Source organism: Mariniflexile gromovii (assembly GCF_017814435.1).
GTDB lineage: Bacteria > Bacteroidota > Bacteroidia > Flavobacteriales > Flavobacteriaceae > Mariniflexile > Mariniflexile gromovii.
Genome location: NZ_JAGJCB010000020.1, coordinates 52,773 through 69,183, shown reverse-complemented (window position 1 = coordinate 69,183; position 16,411 = coordinate 52,773). Strand labels below are relative to the sequence as shown.

The 16,411-nt window shown below is 33.5% G+C and carries 13 protein-coding genes; 5 read left to right on the top strand and 8 right to left on the bottom strand.

Going from position 1 to position 16,411, the window contains the following annotated elements; translation table 11 throughout:
- Together J8H85_RS19195 and J8H85_RS16100 are read left to right on the top strand one after the other, a co-directional pair.
- Positions 1 to 85 (top strand): IS3 family transposase (locus tag J8H85_RS19195; RefSeq protein ID WP_209656314.1); only part of this gene is annotated, 85 nt, incomplete at its 5' end.
- A gap of 225 nt (positions 86 to 310) precedes the next feature.
- Positions 311 to 2,479: an endonuclease MutS2 gene (locus J8H85_RS16100; protein WP_209656312.1), complete on the top strand. Its 2,169-nt coding sequence runs from the start codon at positions 311 to 313 to the stop codon at positions 2,477 to 2,479.
- A gap of 80 nt (positions 2,480 to 2,559) precedes the next feature.
- Here J8H85_RS16100 and J8H85_RS16095 read toward each other — a convergent pair whose 3' ends face one another.
- Positions 2,560 to 4,101, bottom strand: a complete 1,542-nt coding sequence (locus tag J8H85_RS16095; protein ID WP_209656310.1) for a thiol-activated cytolysin family protein — start codon at positions 4,099 to 4,101, stop codon at positions 2,560 to 2,562.
- Positions 4,102 to 4,411: 310 nt separating this feature from the next.
- On the opposite strand from J8H85_RS16095, the gene J8H85_RS16090 reads away from it, so the two are divergent.
- A complete protein-coding gene (locus J8H85_RS16090) occupies positions 4,412 to 6,304 on the top strand; it encodes a tetratricopeptide repeat protein (protein ID WP_209656308.1) in 1,893 nt (630 codons plus the stop codon).
- Positions 6,305 to 6,326: 22 nt separating this feature from the next.
- On the top strand, positions 6,327 to 6,746 hold the full coding sequence (locus J8H85_RS16085) for a thiol-disulfide oxidoreductase DCC family protein (RefSeq protein ID WP_209656306.1): 420 nt from the start codon (positions 6,327 to 6,329) through the stop codon (positions 6,744 to 6,746).
- A gap of 5 nt (positions 6,747 to 6,751) precedes the next feature.
- On the opposite strand, the gene J8H85_RS16080 is transcribed toward J8H85_RS16085, so the two are convergent.
- The 7 genes from J8H85_RS16080 to aroC all read right to left on the bottom strand — a co-directional run bounded on the left by J8H85_RS16080 (position 6,752) and on the right by aroC (position 15,283).
- Positions 6,752 to 7,792, bottom strand: coding sequence for a glutathione synthetase (locus J8H85_RS16080; RefSeq protein ID WP_209656305.1), 1,041 nt, complete (start codon positions 7,790 to 7,792; stop codon positions 6,752 to 6,754).
- Between the two features lie 68 nt (positions 7,793 to 7,860).
- A complete protein-coding gene (locus tag J8H85_RS16075) occupies positions 7,861 to 9,699 on the bottom strand; it encodes a flavohemoglobin expression-modulating QEGLA motif protein (RefSeq protein WP_209656304.1) in 1,839 nt (612 codons plus the stop codon).
- Positions 9,696 to 10,529 carry an N-formylglutamate amidohydrolase gene (locus J8H85_RS16070; RefSeq protein ID WP_209656303.1) on the bottom strand — a complete coding sequence of 278 codons (834 nt, stop codon included), beginning with the start codon at positions 10,527 to 10,529 and terminating at the stop codon, positions 9,696 to 9,698. Before J8H85_RS16070 ends, J8H85_RS16075 begins: the two co-directional genes overlap by 4 nt.
- A gap of 39 nt (positions 10,530 to 10,568) precedes the next feature.
- Positions 10,569 to 11,399: a sulfurtransferase gene (locus J8H85_RS16065; RefSeq protein WP_209656302.1), complete on the bottom strand. Its 831-nt coding sequence runs from the start codon at positions 11,397 to 11,399 to the stop codon at positions 10,569 to 10,571.
- A gap of 19 nt (positions 11,400 to 11,418) precedes the next feature.
- The gene (locus J8H85_RS16060; protein WP_209656301.1) at positions 11,419 to 12,864 is read right to left on the bottom strand and encodes a dicarboxylate/amino acid:cation symporter; all 1,446 of its coding nucleotides are present in this window, start codon (positions 12,862 to 12,864) and stop codon (positions 11,419 to 11,421) included.
- 109 nt (positions 12,865 to 12,973) lie between these two features.
- Positions 12,974 to 14,002: a hypothetical protein gene (locus tag J8H85_RS16055; RefSeq protein WP_209656300.1), complete on the bottom strand. Its 1,029-nt coding sequence runs from the start codon at positions 14,000 to 14,002 to the stop codon at positions 12,974 to 12,976.
- Positions 14,003 to 14,221: 219 nt separating this feature from the next.
- Positions 14,222 to 15,283 (bottom strand): chorismate synthase, encoded by a 1,062-nt coding sequence (gene aroC / locus J8H85_RS16050; RefSeq protein ID WP_209656298.1) that lies wholly within the window; start codon positions 15,281 to 15,283, stop codon positions 14,222 to 14,224.
- Between the two features lie 230 nt (positions 15,284 to 15,513).
- Between aroC and J8H85_RS16045 the strand changes: the two genes are divergently transcribed.
- On the top strand, positions 15,514 to 16,371 hold the full coding sequence (locus J8H85_RS16045; protein WP_209656296.1) for a UDP-2,3-diacylglucosamine diphosphatase: 858 nt from the start codon (positions 15,514 to 15,516) through the stop codon (positions 16,369 to 16,371).
- Positions 16,372 to 16,411: the final 40 nt, after the last annotated feature.

Genomic DNA, 16,411 nt, shown 5'->3' with positions numbered 1-16,411 from the left:
AAAGTATTATAATAATGAAAGAATTAAACTAAATTTAGAAGGTATGAGCCCGACTGAATATCGAGCTCATTATTATCAAAATTAATTATAAATTTGTCTAACCTTTTGGGTTCACTCTATTTTTTAAATAGGACTTTCATCACCTGCTAATAGTTTGATTGATGTTTGTTAACTTAGTATTAAAAGTATAAATTAAACAATACAAAGCTGTTAGCATAATGTTAAATTACAATCTTAAACTGTTAATTAACACCTGCTTTTTATAGGTTAAATATGTAACTTAGCAGCTTATTTAGGCAAATTATTTAGAATGATTCACATTCACGAAAAGACATTACAGGATTTAGAGTTTTCAACCGTTTTAAAACAAGTAAGCGAGCATTGTATAACTGTATTGGGTAACGAAAAGGCGCTACAAATCACACCTTTTAGTACCCGAGAATCACTGCTTTACAACTTACAATTAACCAATGAATATCTATCGTCTTTTGATAACGATAACCGCATACCCAACCATGGTTTTGATGCCATAACCAAAGAAATTAAACTTTTACGCATTGAAAACACCTATTTAGAGGTTCATAGTTTAAAGAAAATAGTTTCAATGTCCATATCAACCAATGATATTGTTACGTTTTTAAAGAAGTTTGAAGATTACTACCCAACACTTCATGCGTTTGCCTCCCTTATTGAAGTTACCAAAGCCATCATTGAAAAAGTAGATGCGATTGTGGATCGTTTTGGAGATATTAAAGACAATGCATCTCCTTTACTTTTTGATTTAAGGCAAAACATAAACAAAATTAAGGGCCAAATAAACCAAAGTTTTGCTACCGCTTTAAATATGTACCACGGCCTTGAATATTTAGATGATATTCGCGAAAGTGTTGTAGAAAATAGACGGGTTTTGGCTGTAAAAGCTATGTACCGCCGAAAAGTGAAAGGTTCTATTATGGGCAGCAGCAAAACAGGAAGCATTGTGTATATGGAGCCTGAAACTACCATGAAATACACTAGGGAGCTGAACAATTTAGAATATGAAGAAAATGAAGAAGTCATTCGAATTTTAAAAGAGCTTACCAACTTTATCCGTCCGTTTTTACCGCTTTTAGAAAACTATCAAGAGTTTTTAATTGCCATGGATGTTATATCGGCCAAAGCAAAATATGCCAACTCCATGAATGCCATTCTTCCTGAAATATCGGAAGATAAAAGCATGCTTTTGCGCGATGCTTATCACCCGCTACTTTATCTAAACAACTTACAGAAAAAAGCAAAAACGTTTCCACAAACCATTGAACTAAAACAAGATAGCCGCATCATAGTTATTTCTGGCCCCAATGCTGGAGGAAAAAGCATTACCTTAAAAACAGTTGGTTTATTACAAGTGATGTTGCAAAGTGGTATGCTTATTCCGGTACACGAACGCAGTAAAGCCTGTTTATTTGATAGGGTTTTGAGCGATATTGGCGATAATCAATCCATTGAAAACCATTTAAGCACCTATAGTTACCGTTTAAAACAGATGAATTATTTCTTAAAAAAATGTAATAAGAACACCCTTTTTTTAATTGATGAATTCGGAACAGGAAGCGACCCTGAGCTGGGTGGCGCTTTGGCTGAAACCTTTTTAGAAGAGTTTTACCATCGGGAAGCTTTTGGCATTATCACAACACATTATTCCAACTTAAAAATTCTGGCAAACGAGTTGCCTTTTATACTGAATGCCAACATGTTGTTTGACGAAAAAACGTTGGAGCCGCTGTACAAACTAGTCATTGGGCAAGCAGGAAGCAGTTTTACGTTTGAAGTAGCCCAAAAAAATGGTATTCCGTTTGGGTTGATAAATCGTGCCAAAAAGAAGATTGAACGTAGTAAAGTGCGTTTTGATGCCACTATTGCCAAGCTTCAAAAGGAACGTTCTAAACTTGAAAAAACAGGGGAATCGTTAAAGATTAATGAAAAGAAAAAACTTCAAGAAGCTGATAAACTAGAGGAAACGAATGCAAAAATTCAGAAGAAACTAGAAAGCTATCAAGAATTGTACGATAGCAACCAACGTTTAATTTACTTAGGGCAAAAAGTGGATGATTTATCTGACAAATATTTCAACAATAAACAGAAAAAAGCTTTAATGGATGAACTTTTTAAATTGGTTCAAATAGAAAACTCGAAACGAAAAAGGGTTACCGCTAAGGAAAAGAAGGTTATAAAGGCTAAAGAGGAAAAAGTAAAACAAGAAGCAGAAAAAGTAGTTACCGTAATAAGAGAGCAGAAAAAGGAAGCCAAAAAGAAAGCCATTGAAAAACCAAAACCAAAAGTGACTTTAAAAGTTGGCGACCGTGTACGCATGAACGATGGCAAAGCCATTGGCAGTATTGATAAAATTGAAAAGAACAAAGCTGTTGTTAATTATGGTATCTTTACGACTAATGTGAGCATGGATGAATTGGAATTGGTAGAAGCTATGAAAAAATAACAGCCAGCACCAAGTCGTTGAATCTCAACTTTAGGTGCTGACTGCCTGATTAATAATTAAACTAAATTATACTTATATAACTATTTCGCTCTTACCGAATATTGGGTACAGACTACTACCCATTTAGAGCAATAAGTTTCATAGTTTTTTTCACTGCTTACATAATTTAAATAATATTCTCCAAGCGATTTCCATGTAAAGTCCCATGCTTGAAATTGTACGGTAACACCATGCGCACCACTTGGTGGTTTTATACCTTCCTTAGAAGCATTAGTTGAAACTTTTTTCCAATCGGTGTAACCTAAAGTTTGTGTTCCTTTTTTCTTATATGCAAATCTAAATCTTGAATCCACCAAAAGACTGTTGTCTAAATAAACATTTTTATGTTGATATTCTTGAATTGAGCAGTCAACAACTTCATAATCTGTGGTATATCCCATTTTTGCAAACGTATTATCTTTTAAATATCTAATGGTATATGCAATGGGAACACCTGGATTATCTCTACTATATACAGCATTTTTTCCAGTAATTATAGATCTCAATGAGCCCGGACCAGTGGCACTTACCGCTTCAGAGGCTACTTCGGCATTACCCCCTATGGTAACTACCGTTATGCTCGATTTTTTTAAAACGGCATCGTAAGTAGCATTTACAGTACCTGTGCCATTCACACCTCCCGCATATTCTAATACGGCATCTAAATCAACAGACGTATTGGTGTCGGTGGTTTCAAGTTTAAACATGATAATTCGTCCGTAAGAAACTGAATTTATATATGCAGGTGGATTTTTATCATTAATGGCATTTTCAACTTTTGCTAAAGACACATCGGCACCAAACACACTTGCTGGCGTAGATGGCGTATCCATGGTTACCGTATAAAAAACCTGTTTATACACCATAGTAGCAGCCCGTTTGGTTGTACTGCTTTGATATTCCATTTGAGATGCAACGGCACCTGTTGCCCACTCCAAATTTAGACCAACATCCAAACTTACCTGTTTTGAGGAATAAGATTTGGTAGATTGGTATGATGAGTTTGATGCGTTTATATAGCCTTCTTGGTATTTATTAGCATTCCACCATTCCAACGCATCATCAATACTAGATTGCACTACGGAATTTGTAGGGTTTTCAACCACAATATTTCCTTTCTCCCCTATTCCCGGAAGGTCTATTCTTAACTTTACAGGTGCTCTACCTAATGTAATGGGGTCCGGCATACCATCTAACATCCCTTGGTTACCTACCACCAATGCTCCTGGCCAAATAATACCATTAGTAGGCCTTAATATGGCTACATCATCAAAATTAGTTTCTAAACTGTATTTTTTTGTATTACAGGTTTCATAGTATCCTAGGTTTGGACTGGTTGAAGTATTTTTGTCGCTCGTTTTAGTTCGTTTATTTGGGCCACCTCCAGTTTCTTTAACGTTTAAAAGTGTATTGGCGTTGTAGCTTAGATTTTTAATTAAATCTGAAATGTTTTGGGCATCAGGATTTTCTCTTTGTCCTGAATCTACTAGTTCTTCTTTACTGCATCCACTTAAAAATATTAAAAAGATGGCAAACATAAAACTGTTCATAATGTTTCGGATTGTTAATAGCTGTGTTTTCATAATTTCTAGTTTTTTGTGATTCAACATATCAAAACTAGACACTGATGCTTCTAAAAACTAATTTCAAGCATGGACAAAGTATGGACAAAGTATTAAAAACCAAAACCTTACACTTATGGACGGAACATATCCAACCACATTTCAAAATAATTATAAGTATCTAAAAATCAGTTATTTAAATTTTAATAAAATTATTTTTAAAGTTTAAATGCATGGACATAACATAGACATAGACGTTTTAACACAAACCAAACCATATGCTTTGCTTTTAATTTATAATTATCTTAGTTGTAGTTAAATATCCATTCTCATGAAAATATCAATCTTATTTTTAACTGTTTTTTTAATGTCGCAAACCGTTATTTCCCAAAAAGCAAAATTAATTGATAGTTTAAAGCTTGAACTTAAAAACAGAAAAACAGACGATTCAATTAAAGTTACGATTTTAGGTAAACTACATGAAAAACTAATGTTTTCAAAACCTGAAGAAGCAAAACAGTATGCCTTAAAAGAATTAAATATTTCAAAAAAAATAAATTACAGAAAAGGTTTAGGTGCTGGCCATATGCATATTGGAAATTACTATGCCAACAAAAGCGAAAATGACTCTGCCTTATATTATTATGATATTGCAAAACAATACTTTAAAGAAATTAATAGTATTAGAGGTGTTATTTTTATAAATCATTCCATGTCTAGCATTAAACAAATTACAGGTAATTTAGATGAGGCTATTCTAATCACTAAAGAAACATTGGATTTAATTATGAAAAATGAAGCTGATGGCGAATTAAAAACGAAGTTTATTGGTGCACAACACAATGCTTTAGCTAATATTTATATTGAAAAAGGGAGTTATAAAATGGCCTTAACTGAAGCCTTTAAAGCCTTAAAATGCTTTGAGGAAATAAATCATGAATCAAGAAAAGCCGATGTTTTAAGACAGATTGGAGATATTGAATCTGAATTAGAGAACTATCAAGCTTCCATTAAATATTACAACCAAGCCTTAAAAATATATGAACAACTGGGTGAAAAAATGTACGCTGCTTATGCGTACAACTCTTTAGGTATTTCCTTTCAAAATTTAAAAAATTACGAAAACGCAAAAAAGTGTTATGATTTAGCTATAGAATACTCCAAAGAAGTGGAAGACAAATTATCACTTTCAAACATCTTACACAATTTAGCTGAATTAGAAATTTTAAACAAAAACTATTCAAACGCAAAACAACTGCTTTTAAACGCGAAAGATATAGCTGAAAAAGAAAACCTTCAATTAAGTTTGGCAAATGCTCTTGACGGTTTATCAAAAGTTGATTATCATTCCAACAAATTTTCAGAAGCTCTAAATTATAATGACAAAGCCATAGCTCTATCAAAACCCATGGGTACATTACCACATTTAAAAGATCTTTATAAGTTTCGTTCCGAAATACTTTTTAAAATGAATAGCACCAAAGATGCTGTTTTATATTTAAAAGAATCCCAAAAAATAAATGATAGCCTATTTAATATAAAAAAACACCAACAAATTGAAGAACTAAAAACCATTTACGAAACCGAAAAAAAGGAAACTGAAATAGCCTTACAACAAGAAGAAATAAAAACCTTAAACCAGAAAGTTGAGATTAGTAATTTAAGAAAAGGACTTTATGCGGGTGGTATGTTCACCTTTTTAGCTGTATCAGGTCTTTTGTTTTTTGGTTTTAAACAGCGTATGAAAAAGAATAGAATTGAACGTGAAGCTCAAGAAGAAATCTATAAGCAAGAAATTGAATTTAAAAAGAAAGAATTGGCATCTCAAACACTTCATTTGGTTCAAAAAAACACATTTATACAGGAATTAAAAGAAAATTTAGAAAAAATAAAACAATCGCCAGAGTTATTTAAAATTGAATTTAGACGTCTTGTAATGTTATTAAAAAAAGAAAGTGCAGAAGATAAAGATTGGGAAGTGTTCAAATCCTATTTCTCTGAAGTACACAACAATTTTGATGAGAAAATCAAATCGATTTCAAGTGACATCACTGAAAAGGAAATTAGATTAGCGGCTTTTTTACACATGAATCTTTCAACCAAAGAAATCGCATCCATGCTTAACGTTTTGCCTGAAAGTGTTTTGAAATCTAAATACCGGTTAAAGAAAAAACTGAATTTAAACTCCGAAACAGATTTAACGCAATTTTTAAACACAATTTAAAAGCTTATTGTATTTTTACATTGTGAAAGTAGATATTCCAAACCATAAAAAACTAATTTTATTCGACGGGGTTTGCAACCTTTGCAACAGTTCGGTTCAATATGTTATTGAACATGATAAACAAAATGTATTTATGTTTACGGCATTACAAAGTGATGCTGGTCAAGAAATTATTAAAGAATATAATATAGACACCAACAAAACAGATTCTATATTGTTATACACTCCAGAACAAGGTGTGGTTTCAAAATCTACAGCAGCTATAAAAATAGCAAGTCATTTGGGGTTTCCACAAAACTTAATGATTGTATTTTTTATTATTCCACCATTTATCCGCAATTGGGTATATGATTATATTGCGAAAAACCGATACAAATGGTATGGAAAAAAAGAATCGTGTTGGATACCTACTCCCGAATTAAAGAGTAAGTTTTTGGAATGAGAAAATTACAGGGTAGCCAATCGGGAATTTTGTAAATAACCTTCATACATACTTTTATAATACACCTTTTTTTCAATAGCTTCAATAATTGGTGCATAAAAATCTGCATCATACATTTGGTTGATGACGTTTAATCCTCCTGGACTAAACACGTTAATTTCCATAAGCTTATCTCCAACAATATCAAGTCCAACCAAAAACATCCCATCTTGAACAAGTTTCGGTCTAACAAGTTCGGCTAATTTCATAATTTGATCCGTCATTTTTGCTGGTTGGGGTTTTCCTCCTGCATGAATATTGCTTCGAATATCTCCAGATGCATTTACACGCTGCATCATAGCATACTTACCATCAGCTTGTAAAGGTTCACCATTCATTAAAAACAATCTGGTGTCGCCATTACTTGCTTCTGTTAAATATTCTTGAGCAATTACAAAACCATCTCTACAAATAGCATCAATGGTTTGAGACAGATTATGTTCATTTTTTTTATCCATCATAAATACATTGGTGCCACCAGAACCTTGCAAAGGTTTTAATATCATTTTCTGTTTTTGATCTTTAAAAAAAGCTTTTATCTCATTATGGTCACGTGTTACTATCGTTTGAGGTCTTAAAATTTCTGGAAAATGTTGAAAATACATCTTATTAACAGCACTAGCCAAACTACTAGGGTGATTTAATACAATCACACCATTACTCATAGCAATCTCGCCAAAAATATATGCGGCATTTTGCGCCCAATCACGTTTATTTATCTCATCTGCGGGATTGTTTCTTAAGAAAAGAATATCCAAATTTTCTGAACTTATAGTTGTAAAACTTTCTTTTTGAAGCGCTTTAAAATAAGTTTCTTGACTATTGAAATTAGCATCTTTAATGGTTTTACAACGAATGGATAGATGACCTTTAGATGCATAAGATAATTCTCCAACACCTATAAAATAAACATCATGTCCACGCTTGTATGCTGAATATCCTAAACCTGGAGTTGTATAATTTACTTTTTCTGTTTCGTGATCATTTATAATGAATGCAATTTTCATAATTTAAAGCTTAATTGTTTTACTCTTCAATATTACTATATCCTATGAAAAATTGTGGACTCAATCGCTTAATTTACTAACTGTGTTACCTTAATACCATGTCGCAATTGATGCAAACGTTCCTTAACACTTTCCCTTTCTAAGAATCGTGGCAACACAGGAGCCTTCAAAACATTTCTTTGTAGCAATTCTTCTATAATTTTAATGTGATGCATGTTAAATTTGCCAGTATATAAGGTTTCAAGGGCACCGCCATTTTTAATATACTTTAAAACGTCCATAACGCCAGCTAAATATACAGCATCCTTAGTTAACCCACCACCTCTATAAACACGCATAGTAATATTATATGCCACTTTTGACGGAAAAGCATATTTTTTATATAATAAATTGAAGGTCGTAATAAAACTAGCATTTTCTGTCATTGATTTAACAGCCATTACTCTGCCTGCCAACAGGCGTAACCTATTAATTGTTAGACCTCCCACTAAATACTCTGTTATTACGGCAATCCCTTCTTGAAACTGGTCATAGCCTTCAAATCCCTCATACATTTGATTTAATGGTTGTTGTTTTCCATTACAATATGTAAGGATATGTGTGCTCACTTCATGCTGAATGAGGGCATCGCAACGTTTGGAATCCAGAGACATTTGATCATTTATCAAGAGTTTGGACTTTGATACCATAATACCGGCCACATCATTTCTAATTTCCAATTTCAATTCCAAATCTGGGAATTTTTCGCTGTAGTAATCCAATTCCATTTGAGCATAGTGAGCAAATTGATAACAATTAAATCGTGTACTATCATCTGAATTTTCTCCTTTCTGATAAGTTTCTAATATGTTTTTAGCTTCATTTAATACATCTTTACTGATAGTACTATAAAGACTTTCACTTATATAACGAAAGTTATCCGTACCACGCTCCTCTAACATGGTTAGTTGTTTTTCAATTTCCAAACGTTTTCCTCTTAAAATAAATGCAATGGTAGGATCTTCAATTTGGTCAATAGGTATGTTGTAGAGTTTGCGCTTTTCTAATTCTGGATCCAAGGATATCAACCTGTATTTAAAAGTGGGTGTTTTTTCGAAATTATTTTCTTGAAATTTCTCCCATTCTTCATTACTATTTACAGGAGTTGTTCTTAACAAGAAGAACATACCAGAACTTATTTCAGCCAGATCTTCATCCGCTTTTTGGGTGATTTCATCCAAATGGGTTTTTCCAAGCATAAGATAATTTTTAAAATCATCGGCATTTTGGATTCTAATAAATTCATAAGCTGCCCGTTTTACAGTTTCTGAAAAAACCGCATAAAATTCCCTAAAAAAAAGTGAATACAATTCGTTAGTATCGGCATTTTTGTAAAGAACTGGAACTGAAATTCCTAAAATTAGGGTTCCTGTTTTTTTTGACATTTCGTCATTCAACAAAGGTTCAAGATGTTCGGGATGTCTTTCCTTTTGCACATGCGTACTGCTTGAAATATTTGGATAGGCAGCATTTAAAGACTCAAACCCTTTTTTTAAAGCGTTTAATGTGCCTGGTTCTTTTACTTTAGGGCCTCTTATTGTAAATTCACTAGATTTTAAATCCTTGTCTGGCCAAAATTCTAGAATTAAAAAGGTTGCGAATTTTTGCTCCATGATAATGCGGATAGCCTCTATTAAATGAGTGAGGTTTAGGGTTTCATCTGCTATTAAATAAGATGCCTGCGTTTTTATCAATCGAGAAAAATATACATCTAACATGTTAAATCTGTAAATACAGATAAACGGCAACAACTTATCTATATGAAGAATGCCATTTTTTGGCAATTTTTGATTAATAGGATTCTTAGAATCCAAGTTTTCGCAAATCCTGTCCACAATCTCAGAATCGATATGGTTTTCTTTAATCATTTATTTGAATATTTTTTATAATTCTCCATGGCATTTTGTGGCAGTAAAATATTGAGTTGCTTTTCTACCGATGTCACAATTTCTGGAAATATAATCTGTTCGCTTTCATTGCAATACACTTTTCCTATTTCGGTAGCCAACACCAGTGTGTTTTTGAAATTTTGTGTGATATATTTTAAAAAATAACCGTTACCCTGAAAGGTATCGTTAATTTTTGAAGTAGATTTAATACCGTCAGGAAATGAGATTTTTGAAAGGCTTAATCGCCATTTTTCAATCGCTTCTTCAAAACGTGTGGCATCAAGATTGGAGGTTCCCAAATTCCAAGTTGGCACTTCTCTATCCCAACGTTTCCAGTTGTAACTATGCATATCATAAACCGTACAAAACCCAAATTTTGATTCCAAAGTTTCAATGAGTGTATGCACCACTTTGTAAAAATTGGTATGCTTTCTCAGGCTTTTGTCTTTCATCTTTTCTGATAGCGGATTGTGCCAAAGTTCTTTTCCCCAAGCGGTGTCAAAAACAGCTTCTTCTGGGCTGCGATTTAAATCGTATTCAAAACGGGAATCGCGACCTGCAATAACTATTGGGTGCGATTTAATCATGTTTTTAGTTTCAGGATCTTCCTCATACCAGCGCTCATATTCCGAATGGATGCAATTGGACCAAAGTTCTTTCCTAAATTGATGACCGTCATGTATTGCAGCACATGCATAAGGAACTAACTTCTCAATCTTTATGGTAAACGAATAATCTGAAGCTACAGCTTCAAAAATTTCTTCATTCTTTATTTTAGTTATTATGTCTTTAAGTGCTAATTTTTCCATTGAAAAAAATTTTATTTCTTCAAATTAAGAAATTTTTAGTTATTCAGAAACTAAACTTCCCCATTCAGTCCAAGAACCATCATATACCGCGATGTTTTCATATCCTGAAATAGTAGCTCCTAAAGCCAAAATACAAGCCGTTATACCAGAACCACAAGAAAAAATAATAGGCTCTTCTTTTTTAGCTATTGATTGAAATTTTGCCTCTATCACTTTTTTTGAAAGCAATTGATTATTTTTTAACAAATCTTCAAAAGGAAAATTAACCGAATTTGGTATGGTTCCCATACGCAAGCCAACTCTAGGTTCTGGTTCTATACTTTTAAACCGCCCTTCAGAACGAGCATCGATAATGGTATGGGTTTTTGTTTCTGAAGCCTGTTTAACATCATCATAAAACTTCATAAAACCTAGTTTGTAATGCGCCTCAAAGTCTCCTTTAACTCCAGTAAAATAGCTTTTACCCTCTGTTATATATCCTGCTTTTATCCATTCTGGCAATCCACCATTTAAAACTGCTACATTATCATGCCCCATAGCTTTAAACATCCACCAAACTCGGGCACTTGAATAAATTCCTTTATCATCATACACCACAATCGCACTGTTTTTATTAATACCTAAAGCCTGTGCTTCTAAAGTGAACTTCTCTTCCGATGGAAACGTAGTAGGGAACGGTGCAGATTCATTACTAAACGCTGTTTTTAAATCAAAAAAACGTGTTTTTGGTATTTGAAATTCAATAGAATCAATTTTAGGATTGACTATTTTCTTTATAGAACCATCTAATACAACTAAATTTTCAGCATCTAAATGGTCATTTAACCAAGACACTGAAACAACTGGAGATGTGATTGAAATTTTGCTCATTAATTACCTATGTTTTATATTAAGAATCTAAATCAAAAGTTTCGGTTGGATCTTTCTCGTCTTTGTAATTCAGCATATTTTCACCATCGGCAATTATAGAACAAACCGTGGCATCGCCTGTTACATTTACTACGGTTCTGAACATATCTAAAATTCTGTCCACAGGAAAAATAATAGCTATCCAAGCTGGATTTAAACCCACAGAATTTAAAACGATGATAAGCATAACCAAACCTGCACTTGGCACAGCGGCAGATCCAATAGATGCCAAAGTAGTGGTTAAAACCACCGTTATTTGCTGACCAATGGTTAAATCTATCATGTGCATTTGAGCTAAAAATATAACCGCAACTGCTTGATACAAACTGGTACCATCCATATTTACGGTAGCACCAATAGGCAACACAAAACTGCTTACTTTTTTATCTACACCCAAATTTTGCTCCACACATTCCATAGTTACCGGAAGTGTTGCAGCACTACTAGAGGTTGAAAACGCCAAGGTTTGTGCTGGCCCCATAGCTTTAAAAAAGCCCAAATACGGAATCTTTTTAACAAACAACTTTAATATGGTTGGGTATACTACAAAAATCATAAGCAACAATCCGATTAAAACGGTTAATGAATACCAACTTAATCCTTTAAAAATTTCGATCACTTTACCCATATCGTCACCCGCCATTTTACTAACTACACCTGCCAATAAAGCAAATACGAAAAAAGGAGCTCCTTGCATTACCAAATCCACCATTTTTAAAAACACTTCATTTATGCCGTCAACCAAAACTAATACGGGTTGCGATTTGTCGTTTGGTATGAATAATAAGCAGATTCCAAAAAACAAGGCAAAAAAGATGATTTGCAACATCAATCCATTATTAGAAAGAGATGCAAAGAAATTCTCTGGCACAATATCAACCAATGGTTGTAAAGGCGAGACGCTTTGTTGTTTATTAGCTTTTTCGAGCTTATCTGAAACCGAAGCTTCTTTTAATTCTGATTTTGATAATTCGGATATTTCTTGGGCACGCTCAAAAAACGCAGGGTCTTTTAAATAATTGATACCATCTTTTACCTCATGACCTTCGGAAGATGACCAAATTTCGTAACTAATTCTGTTATCAATTCTGCTTTGTTCATCAATTAATTTACCTGGTTTTATCACATTTACCAAAACCAAACCTAATGAAATTGCCATTATCGTGGTAACAAGGTAAATACCCAAGGTTTTACCTCCCATTCTTCCTAAGCTTTTAGGATCTCCAATATTAGCTACGCCTCCAATAATAGAAAAAAGCACCAATGGAATTGCTATAAGTTTTAATAAATTTATGAAAATGGTACCAAAAGGGTCTATCCAATTTATTGTAAATGCACTCCAACCTAATGTACTTGAAAGTAATGCCCATATAATACCGAGGGTCATTCCTATTAATATTTTCCAGTGTAGTGCGAGTTTTTTCATAAGCCTCTCCTAACCTCTCCAAAGGAGAGGGATTGTTTTTAGTTGATTATTGAATTTTGAAGCAAGATAAGAATTTAAACTAAGTTGTGAATGAATAAAACTTACTGCTTTATCTAGCTGTATATTTTCCTTCAATCCAACAAAATGCCCCTAATTGCCAATTTTCAACAGAATCTTTTGACGATACTTCTAGAACATTATTAATCTTTTGTATTTTTAAATGATGCTTTGATTCATATACTTCACCTTTATCAGAAAACACAAAACCTTCAAATGTATTCTCCTTAGATTTATATAGAACGCCTTCAAAATCGGGGACAGCACAATTTTCATTGGCAATCATTAAGCTTATTTTTATTGTATTCGCATCTACATAAATTACTTCTAAATCGTTGGTTTTACTGTAATAATTTAGGCCTTTATCCTCAAGAGATAATTTTAGTTTATTTTTTAATGTAGAATAAGCATATTTTAATTCAATATGTGGTGTCATACTCTTTATAGCATTTGGAAGACTACACTCTTCTATAACTTGCAAATAATCATCATACAAAGCAAACTCCTCAAAATCAGCATTATTTTTACAGTTAATGTAATATTCATGAACCCAATTATATTCATCTAAATTAATCTCGTTGGTTTTTAGCAATTCCTTCAGTTCATTCAATTGTCCATCAAATTGGTTGCTTTTATCGGTAATTAATTGTTCTTTGAATTGGTATAAGTCTATAATGTGGTTAAGTTCCAAGTATTCACCTGTTTTTGTGTTGTAGTTAAAATACGATACCCAGTTCGTACAGTACGCAGCGCAACCTTCTGTTTGGATATTTAGTGACAGTAAATTGTTTTGATTATAAGTAACATTGAAATCTATATACCCTATTTGATCTCCAATCCATTGCGTAAGCGTTTCTCTTACTGATAAATTTGGAGCTTCATCAAAGGTGTATCTATTCTTTAAATCAAAATTTATTAACGAATCTATTTTGATGTTACCTGTATTAATTATTGGATAAATTAACTTATCAGTTGAAGATTTGTTTTTTTCGTAGGGCGCCAAGAACAACGTATCTACTTTAACACTTTGAGAAAAGGAGTTCAAACAAATAAATAGCACTAAGTAACGCAGATTTTTCATTTCTGAACTAGCTGTAAATATGATGGGTCTAAGATAGGAAAGCTACCTTTATTCTAAACACAAACACTACAGATAATTTAGCCCCGATTGAAGCGGCATCCTTTTTTGTGCTAAACGAAAAGTGGCTTGAAACACAAATTAAAATGCACACAACTACTATGATGAGATACTGAAACAAGTTCAGCACAAGAAAGATATAGCCGAAAGCGGGAATAGCTTCTAACTATACATTTTATTACGTAAGTAAAAATCGGCCAAAACCAATGCTGCCATAGCTTCTACAATGGGTACGGCACGTGGAACTACACAAGGGTCGTGACGCCCCTTACCGTGCATAACCACGACTTTTCCTTCTTTGTCTATGGTTTCGTATTCTTGAATTAGGGTTGCTACGGGTTTGAACGCGACGTTAAAGTAGATATCCATACCGTTGCTAATGCCTCCTTGTACGCCACCTGAATAGTTGGTTTTTGTGGTACCATCGGTATTAAATGCATCGTTATGTTGGCTTCCCAACATGGTACAACCTTTAAAACCGCTGCCATATTCAAAACCTTTTACGGCGTTTATGGATAACATGGCTTTACCTAAATCGGCATGCAATTTATCGAAAACAGGTTCTCCTAAACCGATTGGCACATTTTTAATAACACAGGTTACAATACCACCAACGGTATCACCTTTTCCACGAACTTCTTTAATATACGTTTCCATGGTTGCTGCCATAGCGGCATCGGGGCAACGTACTATATTGGATTCTATTTGGGTTAAATCTAACTCGTTATGTGGTTTATCTAATTTTAAAGTTCCCACTCCAGACACGTATGCATAAAACTCAATGCCTTTAAGCATTTGTTTAGCAACGGCACCGGCAACTACACGACATGCGGTTTCGCGTGCTGAACTACGTCCGCCACCACGGTAATCTCTAAAACCGTATTTTTTATCGTACACATAATCGGCATGACTTGGCCGGTAACTATCTTTTATATGGGTGTAATCGTGTGATTTTTGATTGGTGTTTTCTATCACAAAACCAATAGAAGTTCCTGTGGTTTTTCCTTCGAAAATACCTGAATGAAACTGAACAACATCGGGTTCTTTACGCTGTGTAACAATAGACGATTGTCCTGGTTTTCTTCTGTCTAATTCTTGTTGAATGGCTTCTAAATCTAATTCAATTCCAGATGGGCAACCATCAATAACACCGCCCAAAGCAGGCCCATGAGATTCGCCATAAGTTGTTAGAGTAAATAGTTTTCCAAAAGAATTCCCAGCCATAATTAAAATTTTCAGCTAAAATAAATCATTTTTTAGAAATCAAAGGTACTAAATGAGTAATTCGTGAAACGTAAAACGTGAAATGCCAATTAACATTAAATGTAATTCGTAATTCGTAATTCATCAATCGTAATTACATAGCATAACATTTGTTTAACAATATGCTCATATTTAAATAATTATGAGATAATGATTAAGTAATACAGAACCTTGTATTTTACAATAACTAAATGAAACTTTTGAGAATTAAACGTAAAATAGAACTTGCCGTAATATCAGATGTACACTTGGGCACGCATGGTTGTCACGCAAAACACCTACTTAATTACCTAAGCAGTATAGAACCAAAAAAGCTTATTTTAAATGGCGATATTGTAGATGCTTGGCAATTCCGAAAACGTTATTTCCCAAAATCGCATTTAAAGGTTATAAAAAAAATCATGAATATGGCTGCCGATGGTGTAGAGGTTATTTACATTACAGGCAACCACGACGAAATGCTTCGTAAATTTACAGGAAACACCATTGGAAACATATCCATTGTAGATAAATTGGCATTGGATTTACATGGAAAAAAGGCGTGGTTTTTTCATGGAGATGTATTCGATGTTTCTATTCAAAATGCCAAATGGCTAGCTAAATTGGGAGATTATGGTTATAGGGCGCTAACCCAACTTAACCGCCTTGTGAATTGGTATTTGGAACGCAGAGGAAAAGAGCGCTACTCTTTATCCGATAAAGTTAAAAACGATGCAAAAAATGCTGAAAAACGCATTAAAAAATTCGAAAAAGTAATTTCAGATCTAGCCATTGAAAATGCCTATGATTATGTGGTTTGCGGCCATATACACCATCCAAAAATGGCATATATTGAAAACAAACACGGTACCACTATGTATTTGAATTCAGGCGATTGGGTTGAAAATTTTACCGCCTTAGAATACCAATTTAAACGTTGGAAGGTTTACCATTACAACAAAGACAAACTCTCCCCTTTTTTTGTAGATGAAGATTTTGAAAACATGGAGTTTAGAGACTTAATTGCTGCCATTACTATTGTAGAACAGCATGAGAAGAAAGCTAAATAATGTTTATTCGTTGATTTGTTTAATTGTTAACAACTTGATA

What these genes read in the sequence shown, in the direction of transcription:
- J8H85_RS16100 (WP_209656312.1), top strand. Translation starts at nt 311, where the DNA reads ATGATTCACATTCACGAAAAGACATTACAGGATTTAGAGTTTTCAACC.
- J8H85_RS16095 (WP_209656310.1), bottom strand. Translation starts at nt 4,101, where the DNA reads ATGAAAACACAGCTATTAACAATCCGAAACATTATGAACAGTTTTATG.
- J8H85_RS16090 (WP_209656308.1), top strand. Translation starts at nt 4,412, where the DNA reads ATGAAAATATCAATCTTATTTTTAACTGTTTTTTTAATGTCGCAAACC.
- J8H85_RS16080 (WP_209656305.1), bottom strand. Translation starts at nt 7,792, where the DNA reads ATGAAAATTGCATTCATTATAAATGATCACGAAACAGAAAAAGTAAAT.
- J8H85_RS16075 (WP_209656304.1), bottom strand. Translation starts at nt 9,699, where the DNA reads ATGATTAAAGAAAACCATATCGATTCTGAGATTGTGGACAGGATTTGC.
- J8H85_RS16070 (WP_209656303.1), bottom strand. Translation starts at nt 10,529, where the DNA reads ATGGAAAAATTAGCACTTAAAGACATAATAACTAAAATAAAGAATGAA.
- J8H85_RS16065 (WP_209656302.1), bottom strand. Translation starts at nt 11,399, where the DNA reads ATGAGCAAAATTTCAATCACATCTCCAGTTGTTTCAGTGTCTTGGTTA.
- J8H85_RS16060 (WP_209656301.1), bottom strand. Translation starts at nt 12,864, where the DNA reads ATGAAAAAACTCGCACTACACTGGAAAATATTAATAGGAATGACCCTC.
- J8H85_RS16055 (WP_209656300.1), bottom strand. Translation starts at nt 14,002, where the DNA reads ATGAAAAATCTGCGTTACTTAGTGCTATTTATTTGTTTGAACTCCTTT.
- aroC (WP_209656298.1), bottom strand. Translation starts at nt 15,283, where the DNA reads ATGGCTGGGAATTCTTTTGGAAAACTATTTACTCTAACAACTTATGGC.
- J8H85_RS16045 (WP_209656296.1), top strand. Translation starts at nt 15,514, where the DNA reads ATGAAACTTTTGAGAATTAAACGTAAAATAGAACTTGCCGTAATATCA.